This window comes from Wolbachia endosymbiont of Kerria lacca (genome assembly GCF_051602725.1).
Classification (GTDB): Bacteria; Pseudomonadota; Alphaproteobacteria; order Rickettsiales; family Anaplasmataceae; genus Wolbachia.
In genome coordinates, this window is the sequence record NZ_CP192272.1 from 73,093 (window position 1) to 99,330 (window position 26,238).

The 26,238-nt window shown below is 33.1% G+C and carries 22 protein-coding genes, 1 tRNA gene and 3 pseudogenes; 16 read left to right on the plus strand and 10 right to left on the minus strand.

The features are described 5' to 3' along the window. Positions 1–26: 26 nt before the first annotated feature. From ACQ4M0_RS00350 to rpsD, 5 genes are all read right to left on the minus strand, one after another. The gene (locus ACQ4M0_RS00350; protein ID WP_438456426.1) at positions 27–350 is read right to left on the minus strand and encodes a DciA family protein; all 324 of its coding nucleotides are present in this window, start codon (positions 348–350) and stop codon (positions 27–29) included. 9 nt (positions 351–359) lie between these two features. Next, positions 360–740 (minus strand): hypothetical protein, encoded by a 381-nt coding sequence (locus ACQ4M0_RS00355; protein ID WP_438456427.1) that lies wholly within the window; start codon positions 738–740, stop codon positions 360–362. A gap of 264 nt (positions 741–1,004) precedes the next feature. Continuing rightward, positions 1,005–1,199 carry a Fe-S cluster assembly protein IscX gene (iscX, locus tag ACQ4M0_RS00360; protein ID WP_026097274.1) on the minus strand — a complete coding sequence of 65 codons (195 nt, stop codon included), beginning with the start codon at positions 1,197–1,199 and terminating at the stop codon, positions 1,005–1,007. A 20-nt stretch (positions 1,200–1,219) separates the two neighbouring features. Continuing rightward, positions 1,220–1,306 (minus strand) — tRNA-Leu (locus ACQ4M0_RS00365). Positions 1,307–1,316: 10 nt separating this feature from the next. Continuing rightward, a complete protein-coding gene (rpsD, locus tag ACQ4M0_RS00370) occupies positions 1,317–1,931 on the minus strand; it encodes a 30S ribosomal protein S4 (protein WP_006012690.1) in 615 nt (204 codons plus the stop codon). Positions 1,932–2,044: 113 nt separating this feature from the next. Between rpsD and tkt the strand changes: the two genes are divergently transcribed. Further along, a complete protein-coding gene (tkt, locus tag ACQ4M0_RS00375) occupies positions 2,045–3,973 on the plus strand; it encodes a transketolase (RefSeq protein ID WP_438456428.1) in 1,929 nt (642 codons plus the stop codon). Between the two features lie 115 nt (positions 3,974–4,088). Here tkt and ACQ4M0_RS00380 read toward each other — a convergent pair. Then, positions 4,089–5,126 (minus strand): annotated as a pseudogene (locus tag ACQ4M0_RS00380) (IS481 family transposase); the annotation flags it as partial. Positions 5,127–5,509: 383 nt separating this feature from the next. Between ACQ4M0_RS00380 and dnaQ the strand changes: the two are divergent. The 13 genes and pseudogenes from dnaQ to ACQ4M0_RS00445 all read left to right on the plus strand — a co-directional run. Beyond that, positions 5,510–6,062, plus strand: a pseudogene (dnaQ, locus tag ACQ4M0_RS00385) (DNA polymerase III subunit epsilon); the annotation flags it as partial. Positions 6,063–6,131: 69 nt separating this feature from the next. After that, positions 6,132–6,212, plus strand: a pseudogene (locus ACQ4M0_RS00390) (IS5/IS1182 family transposase); the annotation flags it as partial. 33 nt (positions 6,213–6,245) lie between these two features. Next, positions 6,246–7,358 carry an ankyrin repeat domain-containing protein gene (locus ACQ4M0_RS00395; RefSeq protein ID WP_438456429.1) on the plus strand — a complete coding sequence of 371 codons (1,113 nt, stop codon included), beginning with the start codon at positions 6,246–6,248 and terminating at the stop codon, positions 7,356–7,358. Then, positions 7,336–8,409, plus strand: a complete 1,074-nt coding sequence (locus ACQ4M0_RS00400; RefSeq protein ID WP_438456430.1) for an ankyrin repeat domain-containing protein — start codon at positions 7,336–7,338, stop codon at positions 8,407–8,409. The genes ACQ4M0_RS00395 and ACQ4M0_RS00400 overlap by 23 nt, the downstream gene beginning before the upstream one ends. A 120-nt stretch (positions 8,410–8,529) precedes the next feature. Next, complete coding sequence (locus tag ACQ4M0_RS00405) at positions 8,530–9,279, plus strand: NTP transferase domain-containing protein (RefSeq protein ID WP_438456431.1); 750 nt, start codon at positions 8,530–8,532, stop codon at positions 9,277–9,279. 125 nt (positions 9,280–9,404) lie between these two features. Next, entirely contained in the window at positions 9,405–10,358 is a 954-nt protein-coding gene (locus tag ACQ4M0_RS00410) for an NAD-dependent epimerase/dehydratase family protein (RefSeq protein WP_438456432.1), read from the plus strand. Beyond that, a complete protein-coding gene (locus ACQ4M0_RS00415) occupies positions 10,315–12,642 on the plus strand; it encodes a glycosyltransferase (RefSeq protein ID WP_438456433.1) in 2,328 nt (775 codons plus the stop codon). Before ACQ4M0_RS00410 ends, ACQ4M0_RS00415 begins: the two co-directional genes overlap by 44 nt. After that, a complete protein-coding gene (locus ACQ4M0_RS00420) occupies positions 12,603–14,279 on the plus strand; it encodes a WG repeat-containing protein (RefSeq protein ID WP_438456434.1) in 1,677 nt (558 codons plus the stop codon). The genes ACQ4M0_RS00415 and ACQ4M0_RS00420 overlap by 40 nt, the downstream gene beginning before the upstream one ends. Before the next feature lie 4 nt (positions 14,280–14,283). Then, positions 14,284–15,273 carry a phytanoyl-CoA dioxygenase family protein gene (locus tag ACQ4M0_RS00425; RefSeq protein WP_438456435.1) on the plus strand — a complete coding sequence of 330 codons (990 nt, stop codon included), beginning with the start codon at positions 14,284–14,286 and terminating at the stop codon, positions 15,271–15,273. Continuing rightward, on the plus strand, positions 15,274–17,067 hold the full coding sequence (locus ACQ4M0_RS00430; RefSeq protein WP_438456436.1) for an ABC transporter ATP-binding protein: 1,794 nt from the start codon (positions 15,274–15,276) through the stop codon (positions 17,065–17,067). Next, the gene (locus ACQ4M0_RS00435; RefSeq protein ID WP_438456672.1) at positions 17,051–18,100 is read left to right on the plus strand and encodes a threonine aldolase family protein; all 1,050 of its coding nucleotides are present in this window, start codon (positions 17,051–17,053) and stop codon (positions 18,098–18,100) included. Before ACQ4M0_RS00430 ends, ACQ4M0_RS00435 begins: the two co-directional genes overlap by 17 nt. Then, positions 18,097–19,149, plus strand: a complete 1,053-nt coding sequence (locus ACQ4M0_RS00440; RefSeq protein ID WP_438456437.1) for a threonine aldolase family protein — start codon at positions 18,097–18,099, stop codon at positions 19,147–19,149. Before ACQ4M0_RS00435 ends, ACQ4M0_RS00440 begins: the two co-directional genes overlap by 4 nt. A 127-nt stretch (positions 19,150–19,276) precedes the next feature. Continuing rightward, on the plus strand, positions 19,277–20,422 hold the full coding sequence (locus tag ACQ4M0_RS00445; RefSeq protein ID WP_438456438.1) for an MFS transporter: 1,146 nt from the start codon (positions 19,277–19,279) through the stop codon (positions 20,420–20,422). A gap of 17 nt (positions 20,423–20,439) precedes the next feature. On the opposite strand, the gene ACQ4M0_RS00450 is transcribed toward ACQ4M0_RS00445, so the two are convergent. From ACQ4M0_RS00450 to ACQ4M0_RS00460, 3 genes are all read right to left on the minus strand, one after another. Further along, a complete protein-coding gene (locus ACQ4M0_RS00450; RefSeq protein WP_438456439.1) occupies positions 20,440–21,747 on the minus strand; it encodes a UDP-glucose dehydrogenase family protein in 1,308 nt (435 codons plus the stop codon). 47 nt (positions 21,748–21,794) lie between these two features. After that, positions 21,795–22,694, minus strand: a complete 900-nt coding sequence (locus tag ACQ4M0_RS00455) for a DMT family transporter (protein ID WP_214303431.1) — start codon at positions 22,692–22,694, stop codon at positions 21,795–21,797. A gap of 304 nt (positions 22,695–22,998) precedes the next feature. Beyond that, a complete protein-coding gene (locus ACQ4M0_RS00460) occupies positions 22,999–23,196 on the minus strand; it encodes a hypothetical protein (protein WP_063630617.1) in 198 nt (65 codons plus the stop codon). 412 nt (positions 23,197–23,608) lie between these two features. Here ACQ4M0_RS00460 and ACQ4M0_RS00465 point away from each other — a divergent pair, with 412 nt between their 5' ends. Beyond that, the gene (locus ACQ4M0_RS00465; protein ID WP_149168843.1) at positions 23,609–24,529 is read left to right on the plus strand and encodes a ribose-phosphate diphosphokinase; all 921 of its coding nucleotides are present in this window, start codon (positions 23,609–23,611) and stop codon (positions 24,527–24,529) included. After that, positions 24,519–24,872, plus strand: coding sequence for an Asp-tRNA(Asn)/Glu-tRNA(Gln) amidotransferase subunit GatC (gatC, locus tag ACQ4M0_RS00470; RefSeq protein ID WP_007302647.1), 354 nt, complete (start codon positions 24,519–24,521; stop codon positions 24,870–24,872). The genes ACQ4M0_RS00465 and gatC overlap by 11 nt, the downstream gene beginning before the upstream one ends. A gap of 38 nt (positions 24,873–24,910) precedes the next feature. On the opposite strand, the gene ACQ4M0_RS00475 is transcribed toward gatC, so the two are convergent. Continuing rightward, complete coding sequence (locus ACQ4M0_RS00475) at positions 24,911–26,167, minus strand: protein TolB (protein WP_438456673.1); 1,257 nt, start codon at positions 26,165–26,167, stop codon at positions 24,911–24,913. Positions 26,168–26,238 lie beyond the last annotated feature (71 nt).

The following is a 26,238-nucleotide window of genomic DNA, read 5'->3' on the forward strand; positions in this document are numbered from 1 at the left end:
TAGGTTAACCTTATATAGTTAAATAGTCAACTCCCTTGCTTGATTTTTATACCGTATACTGCTTTATAGCCAAAAAACACTGTAATTTTTTCTATTACAAGAGAAACCATATGCTGCATTTCTAATGCTTTACTGCCATTTGTTACTAACAGATGCAGAACACCAGAATTTACGTTTTGTGCGTATGAGATCTTTTGTGGTTTTGTACATTCTGCTAATTCCTCTCCAACTATACTTTTCCAGTTTAAAATAAGACGTATTTCATTTTTGCTGATCTTATTTTTCATGCATTTTAATGCATAGTTTTCTATTATAGATTTTAATTTCTTTGGCCCGATATATTTAAGCATAGTTTTCTATTAATCAGATTTTGTCATATTCACAACATAGTGTGATGGATATTGTTTATAAGCTCCAGTAATTGCATCGACAGCAAAACCAGGTAACCATAGTAGATTCAATAAGGTAACGCTATTAAAACTTTCACCTACCATCACATTTAATTGTTTATAATCTTCTTTTTTACAATCAACAAACAATGATCCCGAACCTCGATGAATAACCACTGTTCCAGGGTTAGATGTGAGAGAATGATTCGTTCCAGATGGGTCACGTATGACACATTTGACTTTTTCTACTAAGTTATCGTTATCATCTACTACTTTCATTTTAATCTCTTGTGTAGAACCCGAAAGAATTGTTGCAAAACAACCGGTTAATAACACAATTGTAGACAACATTAAACAAATGTTTAGTAACCTAGAAGATATACAATATTGGTATATTTTAAACATAACAACCTCACAAATCAAATTTTATTATCCGGTAGGCTTAACATAACACATAAAAAGCAGTATTTGTATATTTTTGCCTAACTTGTAATCATTTTTAATTGTAATTTATTAAATTATTATGAAGCTAATTAAAATTCGAGTAAAGTATAGTATTTCCAAGAAGATTATCTTTTTACTGTATGCAGTAATTTTCTTATAGCTATCTGTTTTTTAAGATCTTTCTGCAATCCAAGCTGCTTGAATGGCCTCTAATATTTTTTCATTACAATACTTTTCATCATCATCAAACTCCTTCAAACCCAAGATCTTTTTCTTAAGTTCAGTGAATCTAATACTAATTATATCCTTATTGGGAAACTTCTCTTCTAGAGCTTCTGCAATATCTTCTATATCAAGCCATTTCATACTTTTTTGATAAATTAAACTGGTGCCCATGGGGAGACTTGAACTCCCAAGGTCGCAAAACCCACGGATTTTAAGTCCGCTGCGTCTACCGATTCCGCCACACGGGCCTTATGTTGTTTATCTAGAGTAAAATTCTACTACTAAATTGACTTCCATGTCTGCTGAATAGGGGACTTCGGAATATTGAGGCGCTCTCAAATACTTCACTGAAAGTGCTTTGCTATCTGCCTCTAAATAATCTGGAGCCTTACGTTCTTGTTTTTGTTCAGCCTCTATTAATATAGGAATTTTTGCTGCTCTTTCCCTTATTTTTACTATATCACCAGGCTTCACTCTATAACTTGATATGTTAACCACCTTATCATTAACTGTAACATGTTTATGAGATATAAGCTGTTTTGCCGAGTAAATTGTTGGCACAAAACCAGAGTGATATAAAACAGAGCTTAACCTTGATTCTAAGGCACCAATAAAATTATCAGCCGTATAACCCTTTCTTTTGTAGGCATCTAAAAATGTACGTCTAAGCTGCTTACTTGAAATTGCATAGTAGAACTTAAATTTTTTATGTGCAGCAAACTGCTTACCAAAATCAGATAACTTCTTAAATCCAAGAATACCATGCTGACCTGGAGGGTATTTTCTTTTATTGACCGAATCTTTTGCTCTACCCCATAAGTTTACACCAAGCCTGCGACTGATTCTATACTTTCTATTGATAACAGTTGTCATACAAAAATTCTCACAATCTAACTATAAATTATTAATGATTTTAACATTAAGTGTCAACTTGTTTTTGCCACTATGATATAGTATACTTCACTTTTAAGTTTTCCTATTAATACATGAATCATCTACTACTAAAATCCATGGCAAATGCTGTCCGCTTTTTATCAATTGATGCAGTACAAAAAGCAAATTCTGGACATCCAGGTATGCCACTTGGCATGGCAGATGTTGCCACTGTATTATTTGCTAAATACCTAAACCATAACCCTGATGATTCTCAATGGATCAGTAGAGATCGTTTCGTCTTATCAAATGGTCACGGTTCAATGTTGCAATACTCTATATTATATCTGACAGGCTACATTAGTATAGATGAACTAAAAAACTTCAGGCAACTTACATCAAAAACTCCAGGTCACCCAGAATTTGGCTTAACTTCTGGTATAGAAGCAACAACAGGCCCGCTTGGTCAAGGATTTGCCACTGCTGTTGGCATGGCACTTGCTGAATCGATTCTTGAAAAGCAGTTTGAAATCAGTCACTACACTTATGTAATGCTAGGAGATGGCTGTCTTATGGAAGGTATAAGCCATGAAGCAGCGTCCCTTGCTGGGCATCTTAAATTAAATAAGCTGATAGCACTTTTTGACGACAATGACATCTCTATAGACGGCTCTACTAGCCTCTCTTGTTCTGATGATGTAGAAAAGCGTTTTTCAGCGTATGGATGGAATGTTGACAAAATCGATGGGCATGACTTTGATGCTATATCCCTTGCAATAGAGCAGGCACAAAAGTCTGATAAACCTACACTAATCTGTTGCAAAACTATTATCGGAAAATTTTCGAGCCGTGCTGGCACATCTTCTGCTCATAGTGGTGCCTTTACAGAGGAAGATGTAAAACAGATGAGAGAAAAATTGAATTGGAACTATGAACCATTTTATGTACCAGAAGATGTGAAAAACGCTTGGATGGAAACAGTTAAGAGGGCAAAACAAAACTATACATCCTTGATCAATGAAGAACTACAAAGAAGACTTGAGAAACGTTTGCCGAATAACATCGAGAGTGATTTGGCTAACCTGAAGAAACAAATATGTGAGCTCATGCCAAACGAAGCTACTCGATCTTCTTTCGGCAAAGTAATGGAAATATTGACTAAGTCTATGCCAGAACTAATTGGTGGCTCTGCTGATCTTACCGGTTCAAATTGTACTAAATATAAGCACATGCAGGCAATAGATAGTAATGATTATGGTGGCTCTTATGTCCACTATGGAGTGAGAGAGCACGCTATGGCAGCTTGTATGAATGGTATGGCTCTTCATGGTGGAATTATTCCTTATGGTGGAACTTTTTTAGTATTTTCCGATTACTGCCGCCCTGCTATACGTCTTTCAGCTTTGATGAAACAGCAGGTTATATATGTAATGACTCATGACTCAATTGGAGTAGGGGAGGATGGTCCAACTCACCAGCCAATAGAGCATTTAGCTTCTCTGAGAGCTATACCAAATCTGTATGTTTTTAGGCCAGCAGATGCAATTGAAACTTTGGAGTGCATTAGCATTGCATTGGAAAAAAAAGAATCTCCATCGTTATTTGCACTTTCAAGGCAAAATATTAATTACATGCACTCTTATACTGACCAATTGGCCAACCTATCAAAATTTGGTGCATATATACTATGCGAATATTCAGGGAAGCTAGAAGTGACGATATTTGCTACCGGATCTGAAGTTGAAATTGCAGTTGAGGCAAGAGAAAAATTACAGGAAAAAGGTATAGGTACAAGGGTCATTTCTATGCCGTGTTGGAGGCTTTTTGACGAGCAAAGTGATGAATATAAAGGGGCAATATTAAATAATGACAGCATTAAAGTTGCAATTGAGGCTGGAAGTGAAATGGGTTGGCGTAAATATGTAGGCTCAAACGGTATATTTATTGGCATGAAAAATTTTGGAGAATCAGCACCTTATGAAGCTCTTTATAAGCATTTTAATATTAGCGCTGATTATGTAGTAAAATGTGTTTGTGAATAACACTTTTTGTCATTACGCTGCGCATAAAATTACTTAATTGTACTAGACACAACTTAATCTGACAGCAACGAATTAACTGACAGAAGAATTGAAAACTAATATCAGTCTCTTGTTTAACGTTACTAATATTTTTCTGAAAAGCAATGTGTTTGCTATCAAGAAAAGTCTGCATAGGCGTTTTACCATAGCAATATTTACCTGAGTGAGGCCTGGTCTCATTGTAAGAGCGTAACCAATGATCAACATCTATCTGCAAATCTTCTAAAGAACTGTAGATTTTCTTTCTAAAGATAATATTGTAACACTCATCTTGCATAGTTTTATGAAACCTTTCGCATATGCCATTAGTTTGTGGTGAATTGGCTTTAGTTCTTGAATGATCAATATTTTCAATTCCCAAATAAAGCTGATAAGCGTGATTTTCTGGTTTACCACAATATTCTGTACCTCTATCAGTCAAAATGCGCAATAATGGCACGTTTTGTACATCAAAAAATGGTATTACTCTATCATTCAGCAAGTCGGCAGCGGTAATAGCAGTTTTATCTGTATAAAGCTTAGCAAAAGCCACTCTCGAATATGTATCAATAAAAGTCTGCTGGTAAATGCGCCCAACGCCCTTGATATTGCCTACGTAATAAGTATCTTGAGACCCTAAATAACCTGAATGTTCTGTTTCAATTTCACCGTGAGCTTCTCTTTGCTCTTTAACTTTTTCCAATGCTGCAAGTTGCTCTTCAGTTAAAATTATGCCGTCTTGTGCAACCTTTGCTTCAAGGGCTTTAAGTCTTTTTTTGAACGTTTCAATGTCATTTCTTAGCCATACAGATCTTACGCCACCTTCGGAAATTATTACACCCCTTTTTCTCAGCTCATTTGCAGCTCTTTGTTGTCCATATGCTGGAAATTCTGTAGCTATGCCAATTATTGCCCTTTCTATATCTTCGGAAACTCTGTTTGCTAATAGGGGTTTTTTCTTACTTATTTCATGTAATGCTCCTTCTCCCCCACTTTCATATAACTCCTTAAATCGATAAAATGTATCACGCGAATAACCCATCACCTTACACGCTTGTGATACGTTACCTAATTGCTTTGCTAGTTCTAATAACCCTAACTTTGGTTTTAGTATTTTTGTTTGTATCGTACTCATATCTAACACTCCTTTCTTTTATTATTTTATAACTTACTTTTTTAAAGTGTCAGATCAAGTCTTGTTTAATACATCTCACTTCGCTTGAAATAAGTAATAATAATATTGGAGACAGAGGTTTTGCATTTTTAATTGGCAGCAAACGCTTCACAAAACTTACTTCATTAAATGTAGAAAACAATAACATTGTTGGAGTATGGCGCCATCACTATGGAGGAGATATAGCACTCAAAAATCTTACTTCACTTTATGTAGAGGGCAATGGTAAAAAATTTTTAGATGATGAAGTAGTTATCCTTAGAAACGTGACAAGACAAAACACCAAAGTACCTATATGCTCTGGAGTAGAGGGCGAAGTAAAATCTGAAGGTGCTACACAAAAATTGTTAGCCAGAAGAAAAAAAGCGGTAAAAACTACTCTAACTGTAGCACTTTCTAAGCAACGTGAAATAGTGCTTGATACTGAAACTACTGGTCTTAGTGTTAAGTTCGGTCACCGTATTATTGAAATAGGATGTGTGGAACCGTATTCCAACAGGCAAAGTATCCCACTGGTACATCAATCCAGAACGGCATATAGACAAAGGGGCATTTAAGGTTCACGGCATCAGTGAAGAATTCTTAAAAGATAAACCATTATTTTCAGAGATTGCACCTGAATTCCTTAAATTCATATCTAATGATATTTTGGTAATTCACAATGCTAAGTTCGATGTAGAATTCCTTAATATGGAACTTGGTAAACTGAATGCCAAATTAATCTCTTCAAACAGAGTGTTAGATACATTACCACTTGCGAGAAAAAAGTTTCCAAAGTCACCTGCATCTTTAAATGAGTTATGCAAGCGTTTTGATATATCGCTGAATGATAGAACATCACACGGGGCGCTAATTGATGCTCAGTTACTTGCAAAAGTTTATGCTCAGCTTTCAGGTTACAATTATGCAGCATGAGGTTAAAACTCTAGCTTATTTATCTCTCATAATGGATTACATTCATAAGGTGAGTTACATTTTTTTACTGCACTGCTGAAAAGATGGCTTTCTGAAAGCTCTTTTGCTTGGTTGGAAAAATGTAGAAGATTGTGATAAGCAAAAACTCAATATTAGCCTGCAAATTTGCTTTTACCCTCAAAAGATTATGAACAGGTTCTTAGTACTAAAACAGATAAACTTAATACACCTTTACACCTAGCAGCAGAGAATGGTCATCTAGATATAGTAAATGTTTTTATTGAAAATGGATTAGATGTTAATGCTGTAAATAATGATCGAGCAAGACCTTTGCATTCTGCAGTACAAAATGGTAACCTCGAAGTAGTTAAAGCTCTTATTTCACAAGGGTCTGACATTAACGCTGGATCTTCAGGCATAGGTAATCGTAAAGTTGATGCAAACATTACACCCTTACATCTGGGAACACAAACTGGTAGGTTAGATATAGTTAAAGTTCTGCTTGAAGCGGGAGCAAACGTTAATGCAAAAACAGATGATAAGATTACACCTCTACATTTAGCGTCTCAAAATGGCTTTTTAGAGTTAGTAGACATTTTACTAAAAGCAAAATCTAATGTTAATGCTAAGGACCACGATAATTCCACAGCTTTACATATAGGATCTCAGAATGGTCACTTAGAAGTAGTGAAGTTACTAATAGAGAAAAAAGCCAATGTTAATGCTAAAAAAAACGAAGGTTTTACACCTTTACATCTAGCAATGCAGCAAAGTCATTTCGAGGTGAGTGATTTTTTAATTAAAAATGGAGCAAACATTAACACCGTGGATGATCAGAATTGGACTCCTTTACATAATGCAGCATATAATGGTTTTTCTTTAAAAATAGTAGAGAGCTTAATTGCAAAAGGAGCAAATATAAATGCAAAGATGGATGATGGTAGAAGAGCTCTACATTTAGCAGCAGAACATAATCACTTGGAAATAATGAATTTCTTGATTGAAAATGGAGCAGATATTAATGCTCTAGATAACAGAAGTTGGACTCCTCTACATTGTGCAGCATATGATGGTAATTTAGAAGTTGCTAAATCTTTGCTTGAGAAAGGAGCAGACATTAATGCTAAAACAGTTAAAAGTACTACACCTCTACACTTTGCAGTAGACCATGATCATTTAGAGGTGGTTGAATTGCTCTTAGAAAAGGAAGCAGATATTAATGCTCTAGATCACACAAATTGGACTCCTTTACATTTTGCAGCAGAAAAAAGGTTATGATCAGATAGCAACCGTTCTATTGAAACATGGTGCTGATGTAAATGTAAAAGAAAATCAAAATAAAGGCACAGCCCTACATCTTGCAGCTCAATATGGTCATCCTAAGGTAGTTAAAACTCTTATTATAAATGGAGCGGATGTTAATGCAAAAATGGATAAAAATGCTACGCCTTTACACTTAGGGGCACAAATTGGTAATTTAGATATAGTTAGGTCTCTACTTATGAGCGGAGCATACTTTAATGCTAGAGCTGAAGGAGGTAGATATGTTTTACCATTACACTTTGCGGAAAGAAGAGGAAACCCAGAAGTAATAAAATTACTAAAATTGGTTGAGAAGTTATTTAAGGCTATAGAAGATAATAATTATTTAGGAATTGAGAGTTCCATTAGAGATGGAGCAATCATTGATTCGAAGAACGTGGATGGAAGAACGCCATTACATTATGCTGTTAATAATGGGCACATAAAAGTTGTAAATATCTTGCTAGCAAATGGAGCTGATGCTACTCAAGTTACTAACAAGGGTAATACACCATTACACACTGCTGCTTCCAAAGGTCATAAAGAAATTATTGAAGCTTTGTTACAACGTGTAAGCCACAATAAATTGAGTGATTTTATTAATGCTAAAACAATAGTTAAAGGCACTACATCGTTGCATGTTGCTACTGAAAATAGCTTTTTCGAAGCTGTAAAATCTTTGTTGAAACACGGTGCAATTTATAACATCAAGAATAAAGAAGGTAAAACACCACTTGATCTTTCTCGAGACCAGAATATTACTAACCTATTGAAATTAGTAGAAGAGCTATTTGAGAATGCAAAAAATGGTAATGTTGAAATTATCAGTAAGCTGAGAGCAATAAAATCCGATGAGCGCGTAGCTGTGACAAATGCTCGTAATGATCAAGACAAGTCATTAGTCCAGGTTGCAGTAATCAATAAACACTCAAACCTTGCAAGTAGATTATTAGAAATATTAAAAAGTCCAGATCAGAGTTTACAAGATGTCAGCGTAGAAAATCGAGTAAAGAGTTTAAAGTTATAGTTCTCTTAAATGAAACTCTAATGAGGGTGCCAAGATCTAGATCATTTAGAAAATTATAGTGGGCTTTACATCTTATTAATTATAAATTAACTTACTATCTAATCAATCCCTAAGTCATGTATGAGTAACATTTTGATAATATTAGCAGCAGGAAAGAGCAGTAGAATGAATTCTGAATATTCAAAAGCGTTGCACCAAGTGGGAAATCTTACTCTTTTAGAGCATATAATTCACAATGCAAAACCGCTGAGTCTAAAAAGCTTATCAATTGTTGTTAACAACTCCCTTCTAAAAGATTTAGAAAACTTTGATACTCTAAAAAGTATAATCGATCAATACAATATAAAACTAATAATTCAAGAAGATATTACAGGTACTGGCACTGCAGTTAAAATTGCTCTAGAAAATCTGGAGGAGTTATCTGATCAAGACATAGTTTTAATACAGTATGGAGACACTCCTTTTATATCTAGTGATACAGTTATGAAAATGACTGATTGTTTAAAGTATAATAATTTAGTTCTTCTTGGATTCAATAGTCAAGATGAACAATATGGAAGATTAGTAATTGATAATTACGGAAATGTTCAAAAAATCCTAAAAAATGGAGATAAAATGCTTCTTGCAAACTCTGGAATAATAGCTTCATATGCTAAAGATCTTTTTACCTTAGTAAAAGAAATAAAATTTAATAATTCGACCAATGAATATTGTCTTAATGATATAGTACCCATTGCAGCAAACAATAACTTGAGTGTAGGTTATGTAGTTTCTGATGAAAGAGAAGCAATGGGAGTAAATAATAAAGAGGATTTGATTAAAGCCGAACACTATTTTCAAAAAAAAAGGCGGCCAACTTTTCTTTCATAACTACATTTTCTTATTCATTAATTTAAGTTGACATTTGTTTTATACTGGTTTTATAATACCTTTTGATTCTTACTTGTAAGATAATTGGTACGACAAATTTTCCTAGTTGTAGTGAGAGGGTATACATGGGGATATTAATAACAGGTGCTGCAGGTTTGATAGGGTCAACCTTGGTGAAAAAGTTAGAAAACCAGGGCCATGAAGTAATAAGCTGTGATATTAGGTTTCACAACAATCCACTCAGTTTTTTTTCAGAAGATATAGTACCACTACTTGCTAAGTGTACAGGAATTATTCATCTGGCTGCAATTTCTCGAGTTATACATGGTGAACTTTATCCTGAACTGTGTAGAAAAATTAATGTTGATGGTACAATGCAGTTTTTAGGGTTATGTAAGTCACTTTCAAATAAACCATGGTTTATATATGCAAGTAGTAGGGAAGTCTATGGAGAGCAGAAGGAACTGCCAGTTACAGAATCTGCTAGTATCGATCCAATAAATAATTATGCAAAAGGTAAAGCATTTATTGAGGAACAAATAACAAGTTCAAAAGATTTTAATGTAGCAATATTACGCTTTTCAAATGTATACGGTGGTTTACTAGATCATAACAGTAGAGTAATTCCTGCACTCTTTATTAATGCATTAAGAGGTGATCCAATTAAAATAGAAGGTAAAGAATGTGTTTTTGATTTTACCTATTTGGATGATGTTATAGAGGGTATATGCTTAACTGTTAAATATTTACAAAGCGAAAAATCTTCTCTTCCTGCTATTCATCTTACTACTAATAGCCCATGTACTTTAGAAAACTTAGCAAAAACAATATTAAAAGTCACGAAAAGTGATTCTAGAATTTATTTTTATCCTCCAAGAAATTTTGATGTAACTAAGTTCCATGGTGATTTTACTAGAGCTAAAGAGCTACTTGGTTGGTCTCCAAAACATTCATTAGAAGTAGGATTAAGTAAATTTATAAAAAGTCTACAAAACAATACACAAGAATATCCTAACAATATAGATATGGTAATATATGAAAATATTAAAAGTTATTCATGGTTACCCTCCTTATTATAGTGCTGGTTCAGAGGTTTATAGCCAAACTCTTGCTCATGAACTAGCAAATAACAATGAGGTACAAGTATTTACTAGGTATGAAAATAGCTTTTTACCTGATTTTTATTACACTACAGTACTAGATCGTAGTGATTCTCGAATCTTACTGCATTTAATTAATATACCCATAGCTAAATATCGTTACAAATTTATCAATGAAGAAGTAGATATACAATTTAAAAGAGTAATAGATAACTTTCAGCCAGATCTTATACATTTTGGTCATCTTAATCATCTATCAATTACTTTACCAGAAATTGCTTTTAAAGAAAATATACCTACAATTTTTACGCTACATGACTTTTGGTTAATGTGTCCAAGAGGAAGGTTTATTCAACGCAATTCTGAAGATTTGTTACGGCTTTGTGATGGACAAAAGGATCAAAAATGTGCAACCCAATGTTACAAAGGATATTTTACAGGAGATGAAAAATTCCTCAATTTAGACATAAATTATTGGGAACAATGGGTTGCAACTAGAATGAAGCACACAAGGAAAATAATAGACTATATAGATTACTTTATTTCCCCATCGAAATTCTTGATGGACAAATTTACTCAGGATTTTAATGTTCCGATAAACAAAATTTCTTATCTTGATTATGGTTTTGATCTCAATCGTCTTAAGAATAGAAATAGAGCACAAGAAAAAGAGTTTATTTTCGGTTATATTGGTACTCATACTCCCGAAAAAGGTGTTGATCTATTATTGAAAGCTTTTTCTCACTTATCATCTAAAGCAAAACTTAGAATTTGGGGAGCAGCAAGAGAAGAAACTAAAGCTTTAAAAGCGATTGCCGATCAGTTTTCACCTGTTGTTAAAGAAAGAATAGAGTGGATGGGAAGTTATGATAATAAGAATATAGTTACTGACGTATTTAATAAAGTTGACGCAATAGTCGTTCCTTCAATTTGGGGTGAAAATTCACCGTTAGTAATACATGAAGCACAGCAACTTAGAATACCAGTTATAACAGCCGATTATGGTGGCATGGCAGAATATGTAAGAGATGGACTATTATTTAAGCACAGAGATGCAAGTAGTTTGTCAGAAAAAATGCAAGTCCTATCTACAAATCAGGAGTTATACAATAAACTTACCCAAAAAGGCTATCCTTATACTGAAAATGGAAATATACCTTCTATAAGTGAGCATACTGAGAAACTTAACAAGATTTACCGTAATGCTATTGAAAAGAAAGGCAAATCAGTAGCTTTGAAACCTGGTCCTTGGAGAATTACTTTTGATACTAATCCAGATTACTGTAATTTTGCTTGTATAATGTGCGAATGTTTTTCACCATACAGCAAAGTTAAAGAAGAAAAGAAAGCTAAAGGAATAAAACCTAAGATACTGTCGATAGAAACTATCAGAAAAGTAATTAAGGAAGCAGCTGGCACACCTTTAAGGGAAATCATTCCTTCTACTATGGGTGAGCCTTTAATGTATAAAAGCTTTGATGAAATAATCAATTTGTGCCATGAGTTCAGCCTTAAGCTTAACCTCACAACCAATGGTTCTTTTCCTATTAAAGGAGCTAGAAAATGGGCTGAACTATTGGTACCAATTTTATCTGATGTTAAGATTTCCTGGAATGGGGCAACTAAAGAAACTCATGAAAGAATCATGAAAGGTTCAAAATGGGAAGTAGTGACAGAAAATTTAAAAACTTTCCTTGAAGTTAGAGATAAATACTTTAGCGATACAGGTGAAAGGTGTACCGTTACTTTACAATTAACATTTTTGGAAAGTAATTTACATGAACTCTATGACATAGTTAAGATGGCCATAAAGAATGGCATAGATAGAGTCAAAGGACATCATCTTTGGGCACATTTTGAGGAAATTAAGGATCTATCTATGAGAAGAGATGAATTAGCAATTAGTAGATGGAACACGGAGGTGAGAAGGTTATACGAACTTAGAGATAATATGCTATTGCCAAATGGTAAAAAGATAAAATTAGAAAATTTCACAATCCTTTCTCAAGAAGGTATTAAGGATTTGGCTCCAGGTGGTCAATGCCCATTTTTAGGTAAAGAAGCATGGATAAACAATGAAGGAAAGTTTAGTCCTTGCTGTGCTCCAGATGAACTCCGTAAGACATTAGGAAATTTTGGTAATGTTAATGAGGTTAAACTCGAGGAAATATGGCAGAGTAGTGAGTACCTAAGCTTACAAAAGAATTATTTAAATTATAAATTATGCAAAACATGCAACATGAGAAAACCTTTGATCAATTAATCAAAGATAATTTTAAATCTATTAAAATTTCACCATGTGAGGGCTTTCATGAATTACTAGGAAATCCTTTGTATGAAAATAGGTTTATAAAGGTTGGTAAATTTCATGAGCCCGGTCTTGCACCGGTTTATGATCAGATAGGCGCTTATCATATCAATGTGAGAGGAGAAGCAGTTTATCATCATAGATTTCTAAAAACTTTTGGATTCTACTTTAATAGAGCGGCCGTAGAAGATGATACAGGGTGTTACCATATTGATTCATCTGGATGTAGAGTATACAAACAGTCGTATCAATTGATTGGAAATTATCAGGAAGATGCTTGTGTAGTTAGAAGACATGATAAATGTTTTCATATTAATTTAAATGGCAACAGGATTTATCAGGAGGAATATGATTATGTTGGAGATTTTAAGGATGGTATCGCTGTAGTCTATAAGGATGGCAAAGCTACACATATTAATCATCATGGAAAGTTAGTACATAATAAATGGTATAAAAAACTTAATGTTTTTCATAAAGGGTATTCTATTGCAGAAGATCAACATGGTTGGTTTCATATAGATATTAATGGTGATCCTGTTTACCAGCAGAGATTTAAAATGGTAGAAGCATTCTATAATGGCATGGCAAAAGTTGAAACTTTTGAAGGTGTGTTAGGACAAATCGATATTACCGGAAATGTAAAGTTTAGTATTTTTGATTTAGGTAAAGAATCTCAAGTGCATAGGATTTCTGCAGAACTTTCAGCCTTTTGGAAAACTTACCTAACAAGCGTTGCTATTGAACTTGATTTGTTAAATATTTTACCTGCAACTGTGCCGTTTTTATCTAAAAAGTTAAACATTATCGTACCAAATCTAGAAAGGCTGTTAAGGGCGTTGTGGGAAATAGGGTTTATTGATTACGATAAGGACGAGGACTTATGGAAACTATCATCAAAAGGTAAGTGTTTTAAGGAAATACCATTTTTGCCAAAAGCAGCAACAATGTGGGCAAGAGTTGCCGCTGAAAAGAATTGGTTAAAGATTGCCGATATACTAAAACAGAAGTCAATCTCTTCATTTGAATCTTTTAAGGAAAGAGAAGCATCAGAAGATAAGAAAATAGCGTTTTACCAAGCATTGCTAGGATATTCTAGATTTGATACTAAAGAGTTTAATTCTAGGATTAATATAGATGGTGCTAAGAATATATTGCTATTTGGTGTACACTCTTTATTTCTTGCTTATTCTGATATACACAATAAAGGTTCTATAGGCCTATATAACGAACATAAAGTACCAAGACAGTTAGTAGAAAATTTAAAAGTCAAACTTATAACTCAGGAAGAACTATCAACTACAAATTATGAATTAGGTGTCTTTTGCCGTTTTCTACAGCATTATGATGATGATAAAGTACTATCTTATTTAAAATTGGTCAAAGGAATATCTCGCATTTTATTGATAGAAACTATTTTAGATAACCATTCTTCAGTAGGAGGTTCTGTAGATATTAATGTAATGGTTGAAACAGGAGGTAAGCTAAGAACATTAAGCAATTGGGAAAAAATACTAACACAAGTAAAAGGGTTCAAAATTTTTGCTGTTGTACCTTTAACAGATTACTTATCAGTTATTGATGTCAGGTGTTAATCATATGGAAATACTACAAAAAAATGGTTTTTTTATTATCAAAAATCTTGTTCCTTTAGAGCTAATAACTCAGTCTTTAAGTAATATAACAAATAAGATATCAAAGCTATCCCAAGAACTAAGTGTTTCAACTTCTGACTACTTAAACTGTACCGGAAGATGGGGCACGTCATCTCAAGTAACTAGAATTGTTTCTCAAGCATTAGATAAAACTATTAAAAATTACCTTGAAAAGTCACTTCAGTGTCAGATACTGCAGAAAAAATCAAATGTTATATGTAAAACTGCTGATTTAATAGATGCAGTTCCCTTCCATCAAGATATCTCTTATAGTTTTAATGATCCTTACCACTTTTCCGTTTGGTTAGCTTTGAATAATGTAAGTGAAACTTCAGGTGCACTGCAAATTATAGAAAATAGTCATAAATGGGAAATACAGCCTTTAGTTGATTTTTGGTACCCATATTTTTTTGATCAGTACTCGAATAACCGAAAAAATTATAAAATTGAGTCACTGCCTATTTTAGCAGGGGATGCAATAGTTTTTGATTCGCGGTTGTGGCATGGTAGTGATAAAAATACAGATGCTAAAGATAGATTTGCTTATGTGACAAGGTGGGTTATAAAAGATCAAAATCTTCCCTGTGTGCCAAAACCTCAGCCTTCAGTTTTTGGTATACTAAATTGTGGCAAATTGACGGAATCTATATTAAGAGAATACTTGTCATTATTTGGCTACCAGAAAAGTATAAAAGCAAAAAATATGGAAGAACTTATCAAGAGTTGGTTAGCCTTTATTACAGACACAACTACAAATATTTCTGAGGTCAACACTGCTGGAGCTGAGCGAGATTTATATAAGCTACTTATTCTGAATCAAGCGTCAGCACTACATGATGCTGGGGACATTTCAGGAAAAATATACAAAAATTTATGGTTTTCACTACTTGTATTTCTCAATAAAAAAGTCAACGTAGTGGAGCTAGCATTATAAATGAACAGAAGTAGAGTTGATAGCTTCAAATGTGTATTGATGTTCATCTTGAATATAGTATCTAAATTCAAACTTAATGTACTTATAATGTCTTTAGTTGCCCTGGTGGTAGCTATTGATTTGTCTTTTAGAAAGTATTTAGTAAAAAATATTCTAGATACAGCTGTAAAATATCAGGAAGGTAATGTAATTGAGAATCTTTTATTACCTGTAAGCGCTTATCTTGGTATGGCATTACTTATCACTACTGCTTTTAGATTCTATGGCTATTTTGTTGACATTCGAATGTTTACCTTAATGCGTCAAAAAATAGCTGATATCTCTTTTTGTAGACTATTTCAACAAGACCATTCCTACTATCAGAACAATTTATCTGGAAGTTTAGTACATAAGGTCAGTAACTTAATGGATAGTGTGATAGAGTTAATAAGGTTGCTTGTAGATTGTTTTTTCAGTTATAGTATAGCATTAATCTTAGCTATTTATACTTTATCACTAGTAAACATAAAGTTTGCAATCGCTACATTTACTTGGGTAAGCATTTTTATTTTAATTTCGATTTTCAGCTTTCGTGTACTTACTGAATTAGCTAATAATTATTCTAAACAAAATTCACAAGTAATAGCTAGTATAGCAGACAGTATTTTAAATGTTATATCAGTAAGGTTATTTACTCAGCAAGCACATGAGAGACACAAATTTTTTCAAATATGCAAGAAAAGAACTATTGCAGAGAGAAAATTACAATGGGCATACTTTTGTCTTTGGTTTATATATGGATATTCATTCGATATACTTCAAGCAGTAAACTTGTATTTTTTAATTCATGATTATCAATTGAACAAGGTTGCAATAGGAGATATTGCTCTTGTACTTGGAATTAATATATCGATTATAGAGTTTCTTAACCATCTAACTAGGAATCTTACCCAATTTTCTACTCATTTCGGCAAAGTTTCAGATGCATTGCCAATCTTGACTACCGTACCAGAAATTCAAGATAAGAAAAATGCTAAAGAATTAAATTTATTAAGTGGAAGAATAACGTTTAAGAATGTTTCTTTTTCTTATGAAGGTCAGGAGTCATTATTTCAAGATTTTTCAGTTACCATTAATCCTTGTGAAAAGGTAGGTCTAGTTGGTTATTCTGGAGGTGGTAAATCTACTTTTATAAACTTAATCCTAAGGTTATTTGATGTTAAAAAAGGTAATATAGAGATTGATAATCAAGTAGTATCAGAAGTTACACAGAGTTCTTTGAGGCAACAAATATCTGTAATACCTCAAGACCCATTGTTATTTCATGATACTATTTTAGCAAACATCATATATGGTAGACTTCAATCTACTATCGAAGAAATAATGAGAGCTGCAAAGCTGGCTGGTATTCACGATTTCATTATGACTCTACCAGATCAATATGGAACTACAGTCGGAGAAAAAGGCATCAAGCTATCTGGAGGAGAAAGACAAAGAATAATAATAGCCAGGGCATTTTTAAAAAACGCTCCAATACTATTTCTCGATGAACCAACTAGTCAGTTAGATTCTATAACAGAAAAAACAATTCAAATGAGTTTATTTAAACTGATGCAAAATAAAACTACGATTACTATAGCACACCGTATTTCTACACTTTTACACATGGACCGAATTCTAGTATTTAATAAAGGAAAAATTGTCCAAGATGGTAAACACGCTGAACTAGTTTCTAAGCAAGGTCTTTACAAAGAACTTTGGAATGCTCAAATTGGTTGTTTGAATGGCAAAAAAGAAGATGGAAAAAATTATTGATCTGAGAAGTGACACTACAACTCTGCAGAGCTCCAACGTTATACATGCAATAAGTAATGCAACTGTTGGAGATTTTGCTTACGGTGAAGACAAAAGCTGTAATGACTTATCAGAATATTGCAAACAATTATTCAAAGTAGAAGAAGCATTATTTGTAACTAGCGGTATGCTTGCAAATAGATTAGCCATTGCCAGTCAAACAAGTCCTGGTGATGAACTAATAACTCACTATAATTATCACGTTAATTTTTTCGATAGCGCAGGCAATGCAAAAGTAAATAATATCGTATTTAATTGCATTAGAAATAATAGCGGAATCTTAGATGTTGATGAAGTAGAATATGCTATTAATTCTAAGCCAAGGTATAAAATTTTTGCTCAGGTGAGTCTTGTTTCTATAGAAAATAGTATAAACGGGTTTAATGGTAAAATTTATCCTTTTGAAAAACAAGCAGAGTTATATCACTTCTTAAAAGCTCACAATGTAAATCTTCATTTAGATGGTGCAAGAATATTTAATGCTCATGTCGAAACAAATACTGCTTTAGCAGATTATGCTAAGTATGTGGACACAATGAGCTTTTCTTTTACTAAAGGACTTGGCGCTCCTTTTGGTTCAATGCTTATGGGTAAAAGAGAGATAATTGAAAGGGCTAAAAAGCTACAGATTTGGCTAGGTAGTGGTTATCATCAAATAGGGTATTGTGCTAATGCAGCAAAGTATGTACTACAGAATAATATTTCTAGGCTTAAAGAAGACAATAAACTCGCCAAACTGTTTGCAGACAAGATTAAGGAAATTCCACACATAAAACTGATACTACCTTATCCAGAAACTAATATAGTAAGCTTTAGTATAAAAGCACTAAATGTAACTAATGAGGTTTTCTTGAGTAAGTGCCAAGCTTGTGGTTTATTGCTTTTTCCTTGGCTCGAATCTCATATAAGAGCAGTTACCCATCTTGGCACAAAGGAAACAGATATCATGAAAGCTGCTGAAATTATAAAGGAGGTTGTGTTAAATTTAATATGAGAGTAAAAATAGATTTCTTTAGCGATTCAAACACTGACCCTTCAGCTAAAATGAGGGAAGCGATGGCTAAAGCAAAAGTTGGAAACGAAGCTGCATGTGAAGATCCAACTGTGAACGAATTAGTGGCAACCGCATGTAAAATATTAGGTAAACCTGCAGGAATCTTTTTGATTTCAGGAACGATGTCCAATGTAATTGCTTATAAAGTACACATTCAAAGACCTGGTGATTACTTGCTGCTTGATGAAACTTCACATCCACTCATAGTACAATCTGGCTTGATCGCAGCCCAGGCACATGCTACTCCTTTGCCCATCAAAGGTACAAGAGGAATATTTACTGGAGAACAAATTGTTGAGTTTATTACTCGTCCTAGTTTAAGAAATATTCCGAGAGTTGGGCTTGTTTCTATCGAACAAACGACAAATTTTGGTGGTGGAGCTGTGTGGCCTTTAGAATATATTCAAGAGATCTCAAGTCTCTGCAAAGAGAATGACGTATTCACTCATTTAGATGGAGCAAGACTGTTCAACGCTTGTGCTTATACTAAAATATCTCCAAAGGAGTATGCAAGTTATTTTGATTCGGTATTCATTGATTTTAGTAAAGGATTAGGTGCTCCAATGGGCGCAATATTGCTTGGAAGTGAAGATTTTATTGAAAAAGCTTGGTACTATAAGTTTCAAATTGGCGGAGGTATGCACCAAGCTGGCATTATTTCAGCTGCATGTTTATATGCTCTACGTAATAATGTAAATTCTTTAGAAGAAGATCATAAAAAAATGCAGCACCTTATAGAAGGCCTAGACTCCATAGATCAAGTTATAATTGATATCGACCTGTATAAAACTAATATAGCGTATTTTTCATTACGTACTAATTGTATATCTACTCAAGAATTAATAAACGTACTAATGACAAATTATGGAATTAGAATGGCTAACATCAAAGGTAAAATCAGAGCTATAACACATAGAGATATAAGCTATGAAGATATTAATACTACTGTATCTGCTATAAGAAAGATACTAAGTAATTTTCTGCACTAATTGTTTGCAAACTTCTTGTCAAACAATATTATACCAATATAGTATTATTCTAGCATCTGCATAGAGCTATTTGGGAATAGGTGTGAACTTTGTCTTCTTTCAATATTTACTATTCTTCTGTGGATATATGCTGCTTTATTTATCAAGACAAAGTATACCAATTGCTCTACCACTGTTAATAGATACTGACCATGTAAAATTAAGCTATTTTTTTGCCTGCTTTTCTTTTTTTTATGGAGTATCAAAATTTGTTAATGGAATAATCATGGACTCCAAAAATAATCCATTATTTATGTTTGGGCTATGCAATATTGCAACTGGATTATTAACCATTGGTATAACTTTATCATATAATAATCTAACTTTATTACTGTTAACATTAATATTATTAGCTTGGACACAAGGGTTAGGTTGGCCAGCTATTACCAAGTTTATGGTTACAAACTCTAGCATCTCTTCAATTGCATCATCATGGGGAGTTATGAGCGCATCTCAGCAACTTGGTTCTTGTATTACTTTAATTGTATTACCAAGTATAATTAAAATATATGATGCAAAAAGTGCATTTTTGTACTCTGGTTTCTTATGCTTACTTTTTGGAATTTATATAATATTAAAGGCATATTACAAAGAAATTGCCAACTTTACTACCTATTATAAGGTGCATAAATCTCAAATAGGTATCAAGGTAACAAGTTCCATATGGTTTCTATGTTGTGCTACTTTTTGTGCTTATATTATAAAAATGGGAATCTTCTTTTGGTTTCCTATAATTTTAAGGGATAAATTACAAATTTCTCTTGTACAATCCTCACTAATAACAGGCGTATATGATTTAGGTGGAATCCTTGGAACTTTAATCACAGGAAGAATTAGTGATATGTACTTCTTTCAAAATAGAAGCTTGCTGGCATTACTTTACATGTTGGGTATAGCACTCACTTTTATTGTAATGAATTTTGGTCAAAACATAATTCTTATGAACCTTGGTGCAATCTTATCAGGATTCTTTATATTTGGAACGCAAGTACTGACAGGTGTTATAGCTGTAGAAATTGCTCCACAAAATAATGTATGTGCAATTGTAAGCTTAACAGGATTATTTGGGTATATTGCAAGTTCAATATTTTCATGCGTGCTCTTAGGAGTACTTGTTAAGCACTGTGGTAACAGTATTATGTTTTCATTTTTTTCCATTTGCTCTGTTGTTGCACTCGTTTGCTTTTCCATACTATCAAGCAAAGATCTAAAAAAACTAAGTAAAGCGGTGTAAAAAAAATTTCTCAACAGTTAAACTTTGTAGATAGATTTTTTACCCAAGGAATAAACATGGTAACCATATCTTAGTAATAGCTCGCTATCTAATAAATTACGGAAATCAAAAACATTAGGTGCAGCCATAATACTCTTTAAACTTGCAAAATCTTGATTTTTAAATTCTTTCCACTCCGTTAATAATAATAAGGCTTCCGCGTCTCTTGCAGCTCCTATAGCGCTGTTCGCGTACTCTATATCCTTTAGAATTTGCCTAGCATTATCCATCCCTACTGGGTCATATGCAGTAATTTTAGCCTTGTTATTCACTAACGATTTTGCAATATCTATAGCTGGGCTATTTCTTACATCATCAGTACCAGACTTAAAAGTTAGCCCCCATATCGCTATTTTTTTATTTTTGACTCCATTTAATAGATATTCTACCTTTTTAGCAATGTTTGTTATATGATTATAGTTAGATTCCTTAACTGAACTTAAAATTTGTAGCTTGACATTGTGATCTTCAGCAAGTCTTATTAAAGCTGACAAATCTTTAGGAAAACATGATCCTCCAAATCCTGGACCAGCTTTGAGAAATTCCTTACCTATTCTATTGTCCATTCCCATACTGTTAGCTAAAAGGTCAATGTCTGCTCCTAATAGCTCACATAAACCTGCCATCTCATTGATAAAAGCAACCTTTGTTGCTAGAAAAGCATTAGAAGCATATTTAATCATTTCAGCAGTAACTGTATCAGTGACTATTAACGGAATATTCTTATCTATAAATGATCTATATATAACTTCTAGTTTTGCTCTAGCTAGCTTAGTTTTTACTCCTATTATTATCCTATCTGGGTATAAAAAATCTGATACTGCAGAGCCTTGCTTGAGAAACTCTGGATTAACTCCCAAATCAAAGTTATAGCCCTTATTAGATAAATAATTATGTATATTTTCTGCAGTACCAGGAGGAACAGTTGACTTTATCACTATTAAGCAATCTTGATTAACTCTCTCAGAAACTTCACTTACTGCATTATATACATTCTTTAAATTTGCATTTCCTAGAGAGTCTGATGGAGTATCTACAGTTATAAATACTACTTCTGTATTGGGATTTATTTGAAAATAAGAATCGAAAAATCTTATCCTTTGTGACTTTATATTATTCTCTAAATAATCTGCTAATCCAGGTTCATATAAGGGAATTTTCCCTGATTTCAAAAGTTCAATCTTCTCAGTATTTATGTCAATGCAATCAACTTTATGGCCCTGCTCAGATAACATTGTACCAGATACTAATCCTACATACCCTACTCCTATAATAGTTATGTGCATTTTATTATCACCTTAAAAATATAGCTTAGCATCTAAAATAAATACCATTAACAATTATAAACTTTTGTTGTTACATTATTTTTCTTAATTGCCTTACCTTCCGAATAAGCTATAAATAAGGTTGATGGTATTAATATCAAAGTACCATATAAAGCACTTTTATCAGGTAATTCATTAAATATAACGTATGTTACTATTGCAGAAATTATTAGCTCTATGTATCTATACGGTGCAAGTGCAGTAGCATCAGTAAGAGCAAAAGCTTTTAACATGAAGAACAGAATTAGGTTTGAACTTATTCCCAAAATCAGCAGTAATACTAACTCCAACAAGGAAGGCATATGCCAATAAAATAACAAAGGTGGAGTAGAAAAAATAGTTGTCGTTAGAGCTGAATAAAATAACATACTTATTACTGACTCTTTTATTACAAGTTTCTTATTAAGTATGTCTAATATAGCAAAGATTAATGCGGATACAATAAAAATAAGAATTTTAGGATTAAAATCTTCACTATGAGCTTTGGTAGTAATAGCAATACCAACAAAGCCAATAACAGTTACTATCCATCTTTGCCAAATTATATTTTCGTTTAGCAAAGGGATTGCAAGAAGTATAACAAATAATGGTATAGAAAAACTTATAATCGTTGCAGTTACTATGGGGAAAACAGTCAACCCGTAAGTCCATAAGGTCATTCCACAAAACAACAACCCACCCCTGGTTATTTGAGTAGATATTTGACTTGTTTTAAAAGTTTCTATTCCATAGTAAAACATAAAAGGTACAAGGGTAATAGTGGTAAACAGAAAGCGGAAAAAAATTATTTCAAAACTCTGAAGATGTAAACTTAGATATTTTGATATAGTATCATTAGCTACACTACTAAGTAAGCTAAGTATAAACCAGATAACCCCAAACAAATAAGCTCTCAATCTGTAATCCATAAAGCTTCTGATTTAATAGATACGATGTACTCATATAATTTTACTACAAAACTAATAATATAAAAGTTTTCTGATGTACGTCCCCAGAATGTGATTGTAAGGGTTCATTATAAATAATTCGGGAAATTTCGTCTCTTTAGACATATTAAGAGCTATGTAACGAACGTTTATATTTGTGAGTAATAGTAAGGCTCAAGGTAAGGAAAATGCTAGTGAGGTAAAGTAGAATAACGTTGATTTGATAATTTAAGCTCATTCCCTCTTGCTACATCTCTCTTTAAATATCTCCTCTTTTGCAGCAGGTCTATAGAATTATACAGAGTATTTTATCTTCCAATACAGGCAATCTTGACGTTCTTCCATGGCATTTCTTCTGTTCTTGAACTTTTTCCCACTCTGGGCGCACTTTTTCTACAATCTTTTCGAATTCTTCTATTTTCAAACCTGTTACATCTCGAAAATTTCTCGGATGTTCTTTTAGATTATGGTAGTTTAAGCTCATCTTCCCTCTCTATTCTCTTGCTATACCTCCCTATTTTATAACCATTCCCACTCTTTTGCAGCAGGTTTAAAGAAATACTAAAGGCAAAAGATACGCTTGCGTAGTTCGAAAGCTTTCTATAGGATAAGTCTCACCTGATTTACAAATAGAATTGTTATGTTAGATGTTTGCTATTTATTCTTAAGCTCATTTTAACAGCATTTTGCTTTTTTTAGTATGTAGGGGTTTTCTAGGAATTATCCTATTGAATTCTATGATATTATTTTTTGTAACATTGTTATACATATCATGATAAGAAAGCTAGTGAAATGTTTCGAATAACTTTTTCTTTTCTATGAGCTACTTGACGGCAAGAATAAAGTTTTAATCATTCCATGGTTTCTGTATAATTTTCAAAACTTAATTGGTATATATGAAGGTAATAATAGGTAGCGCTAGTAAACGATTAGGAGATTCAATAGCAAGTGGGCTAAATGCTCAGCTATTCCCCAATCAGGTGTCAAGATTTGCCGATGGTGAGGTAAATGTAGAAGTAGCAAATGATCTACGTAATCAAGAAGTATATATAGTACAATCTCTTTCTTCCCCTGTAAATGATAACCTTATGGAGCTTCTGCTTACAATTGATGCAGCAAAGAGATCTGGAGCCAAGAGAATAACAGCTATTATTCCTTATTACGGATACAGTAGGCAGGATAGGGTTATTAAAAACAATAATATGCAATCTGCTTTAAGTGCTAAATTAACTGCAAATCTTATTCAAACAGCTGGTGCAAATAGCGTTGCTGCTATTGATTTGCATTCAAGTCAAATTGAAGGTTTTTTTGATATACCAGTTACTAATCTAAGCTGTTTTGAAGTATTTGTTAACTCTATATACAAGGAAAACTTGGCAATAGTTGCGCCTGATGTTGGAGCAATTGGCAGAGCTCGTGCTTTTGCAAAGATTTTAGAGGAAAAACACAAGTTGGATAATGATATTGTTGTAGTAGATAAATATAGAGAAAAAGCAGGTACATCTGAGGTAATGAATGTAATCGGAGAAGTTGCAAACAAAAATTGCGTCATTGTTGATGATATAGTTGACTCTGGCGGAACATTATGTAATGCAGCTCTTGCTTTAAAAAATCGAGGAGCAAAGTCTGTAGTTTCGTGCATTACACATGGAATACTTTCAGGAAATGCAGTTGAGAAAATCTCTTCCTCTTCTCTGGATAAATTAGTAATTACGGACACCGTATTTCACAAATTTGAAAAAAATGATAAGATAGAGGTTGTTTCAATTGCAAATATTTTAATTTGCTTTATGCAAGGAGGTAAAAGTGCCAGCTAGATCAACAGAAGATGTTATCACTTCGTTAATAGAATTTGCAAATAAGAGAAAAATAACAATTACTAAGGAAGAAATGCTTAAAACTGCACAGCTTGTGAGGATTAAGTTATCCGATGATGAGATTCAATACTACTCAAAAGAACTGACAATGCTGGATTGGATACATGATACTTTGTTGAAAGTTAATACTGAAGGTGTTTCTCCTATGCGTTATGGAACTATAGATAAGGATATTCATGTACGCGATGATATTATAAATTCTCAAAACATTAAAGAAGAAATATTATCCAATACAAAATCAGAGCATGGGTATTTCGTAGTACCGAAGGTTATAAACGATTAAGATAAAGCAAGATTTATACCGATTTTATAGATCTACTTTCAAAAATAAGACCAATCTGGTAAAGAAGCATTCGTTGGAGTAAAAACCATTTTTTGATTTTTCTTTACTAAATCTACTAAATATAATTTAGAGTTGCTTGGTGATTCTGCGTTAGTAAAGATAATTTCTCTGCCATTTGGTAGCCATGCCGGAGATTCAATTTTATGTCCCTCTGAAAGCAAGCTCTCTTCTTTGCCATCTGGCTTCATAACTCCTATGTAAAATTTTCCTGACTGAATTTTTGTAAAAGCTATCAGATCTCCTTTTGGCGACCAAACAGGTGTAGCATATCTTCCATTTCCAAAACTAATTCTCTTGGGTTTTTTGCTTTTTTTAGTGAAATCTATGATATATAGTTGCTGACTTCCACTTATATCAGAACTAAAAACCATGTACTTTTGATCTGGAGACAAAGAGGGAGAAGTACTTATAGCTGAACCTTTAGTAATTTTTTTTGTTCGTTTACTGCTTAAGTCTAGAGATAATATATTTGTTTCACCACTCAATGAGTGGGAAATAAAAAGAGATTTACCATCAGGAGAAAATCTTGGTGCAGAAATAACTCCTTCAAATGCGCTGATTATTGATTCAGTGTTATCTTTTAAATTTTTTAATATTATATAACTTTTACCATTTGTGTATGATATATAAACAATACCCTTTCCATTTGGTGAAAATCTTGGTGTTGACACAAATTTCTCACCATTTGTTAAGTACTTTATATTACTTCCATCTTGATTCATCACAGCAATTTTACGGACGGATTTGTAATTGCTATCTTTTTCTTCAGCGATATATGTAATTTTTGTATTGAAATGCCCTTTCTCACCAATCAATCTATCATGTATCAGATCTGAAACAAGATGACTAATTTTCCTCCAGTCTTTTGCTAGAAAAACAACCGACTGAGTAAGCAATTCTCTGTTTGTAAAGCTGTCAGATAAACGAAAAGATAGCTCTAAATTTCTGTTTGATACTTCACTTAAACTTATTGTGACTACAGTATCGCTTTTCCAAGACTCAACTTTCGCGTCACGTTTCACATTAAATAAGCCACAATTAGATAGATTTGTTTCAATTACTTTTGTGATGCTTTCACTTAGCTCATTTTCCACTTCTGTCTTGCATGTACATTTAGATACAACAAGATCAATATTACCAATATTGCTTTTTTTTATATCAACATATAAAACAGCTTTTGTGGAATAAGGAATAAATAACGAAATAAATAACACCAGTTGAACGAATAGCTTCATTAGATTTCTTGCATTACCTCCTTTCATCTCAGCAAATAGCTTACTTTTGAAGTTAAACTGCATGACAGTAG

What these genes read in the sequence shown, in the direction of transcription:
- ACQ4M0_RS00350 (WP_438456426.1), bottom strand. Translation starts at nt 350, where the DNA reads ATGCTTAAATATATCGGGCCAAAGAAATTAAAATCTATAATAGAAAAC.
- ACQ4M0_RS00355 (WP_438456427.1), bottom strand. Translation starts at nt 740, where the DNA reads ATGTTGTCTACAATTGTGTTATTAACCGGTTGTTTTGCAACAATTCTT.
- iscX (WP_026097274.1), bottom strand. Translation starts at nt 1,199, where the DNA reads ATGAAATGGCTTGATATAGAAGATATTGCAGAAGCTCTAGAAGAGAAG.
- rpsD (WP_006012690.1), bottom strand. Translation starts at nt 1,931, where the DNA reads ATGACAACTGTTATCAATAGAAAGTATAGAATCAGTCGCAGGCTTGGT.
- tkt (WP_438456428.1), top strand. Translation starts at nt 2,045, where the DNA reads ATGAATCATCTACTACTAAAATCCATGGCAAATGCTGTCCGCTTTTTA.
- ACQ4M0_RS00405 (WP_438456431.1), top strand. Translation starts at nt 8,530, where the DNA reads ATGAGTAACATTTTGATAATATTAGCAGCAGGAAAGAGCAGTAGAATG.
- ACQ4M0_RS00410 (WP_438456432.1), top strand. Translation starts at nt 9,405, where the DNA reads ATGGGGATATTAATAACAGGTGCTGCAGGTTTGATAGGGTCAACCTTG.
- ACQ4M0_RS00415 (WP_438456433.1), top strand. Translation starts at nt 10,315, where the DNA reads ATGAAAATATTAAAAGTTATTCATGGTTACCCTCCTTATTATAGTGCT.
- ACQ4M0_RS00420 (WP_438456434.1), top strand. Translation starts at nt 12,603, where the DNA reads ATGCAAAACATGCAACATGAGAAAACCTTTGATCAATTAATCAAAGAT.
- ACQ4M0_RS00425 (WP_438456435.1), top strand. Translation starts at nt 14,284, where the DNA reads ATGGAAATACTACAAAAAAATGGTTTTTTTATTATCAAAAATCTTGTT.
- ACQ4M0_RS00430 (WP_438456436.1), top strand. Translation starts at nt 15,274, where the DNA reads ATGAACAGAAGTAGAGTTGATAGCTTCAAATGTGTATTGATGTTCATC.
- ACQ4M0_RS00435 (WP_438456672.1), top strand. Translation starts at nt 17,051, where the DNA reads ATGGAAAAAATTATTGATCTGAGAAGTGACACTACAACTCTGCAGAGC.
- ACQ4M0_RS00440 (WP_438456437.1), top strand. Translation starts at nt 18,097, where the DNA reads ATGAGAGTAAAAATAGATTTCTTTAGCGATTCAAACACTGACCCTTCA.
- ACQ4M0_RS00445 (WP_438456438.1), top strand. Translation starts at nt 19,277, where the DNA reads ATGCTGCTTTATTTATCAAGACAAAGTATACCAATTGCTCTACCACTG.
- ACQ4M0_RS00450 (WP_438456439.1), bottom strand. Translation starts at nt 21,747, where the DNA reads ATGCACATAACTATTATAGGAGTAGGGTATGTAGGATTAGTATCTGGT.
- ACQ4M0_RS00455 (WP_214303431.1), bottom strand. Translation starts at nt 22,694, where the DNA reads ATGGATTACAGATTGAGAGCTTATTTGTTTGGGGTTATCTGGTTTATA.
- ACQ4M0_RS00460 (WP_063630617.1), bottom strand. Translation starts at nt 23,196, where the DNA reads ATGAGCTTAAACTACCATAATCTAAAAGAACATCCGAGAAATTTTCGA.
- ACQ4M0_RS00465 (WP_149168843.1), top strand. Translation starts at nt 23,609, where the DNA reads ATGAAGGTAATAATAGGTAGCGCTAGTAAACGATTAGGAGATTCAATA.
- ACQ4M0_RS00475 (WP_438456673.1), bottom strand. Translation starts at nt 26,167, where the DNA reads ATGAAGCTATTCGTTCAACTGGTGTTATTTATTTCGTTATTTATTCCT.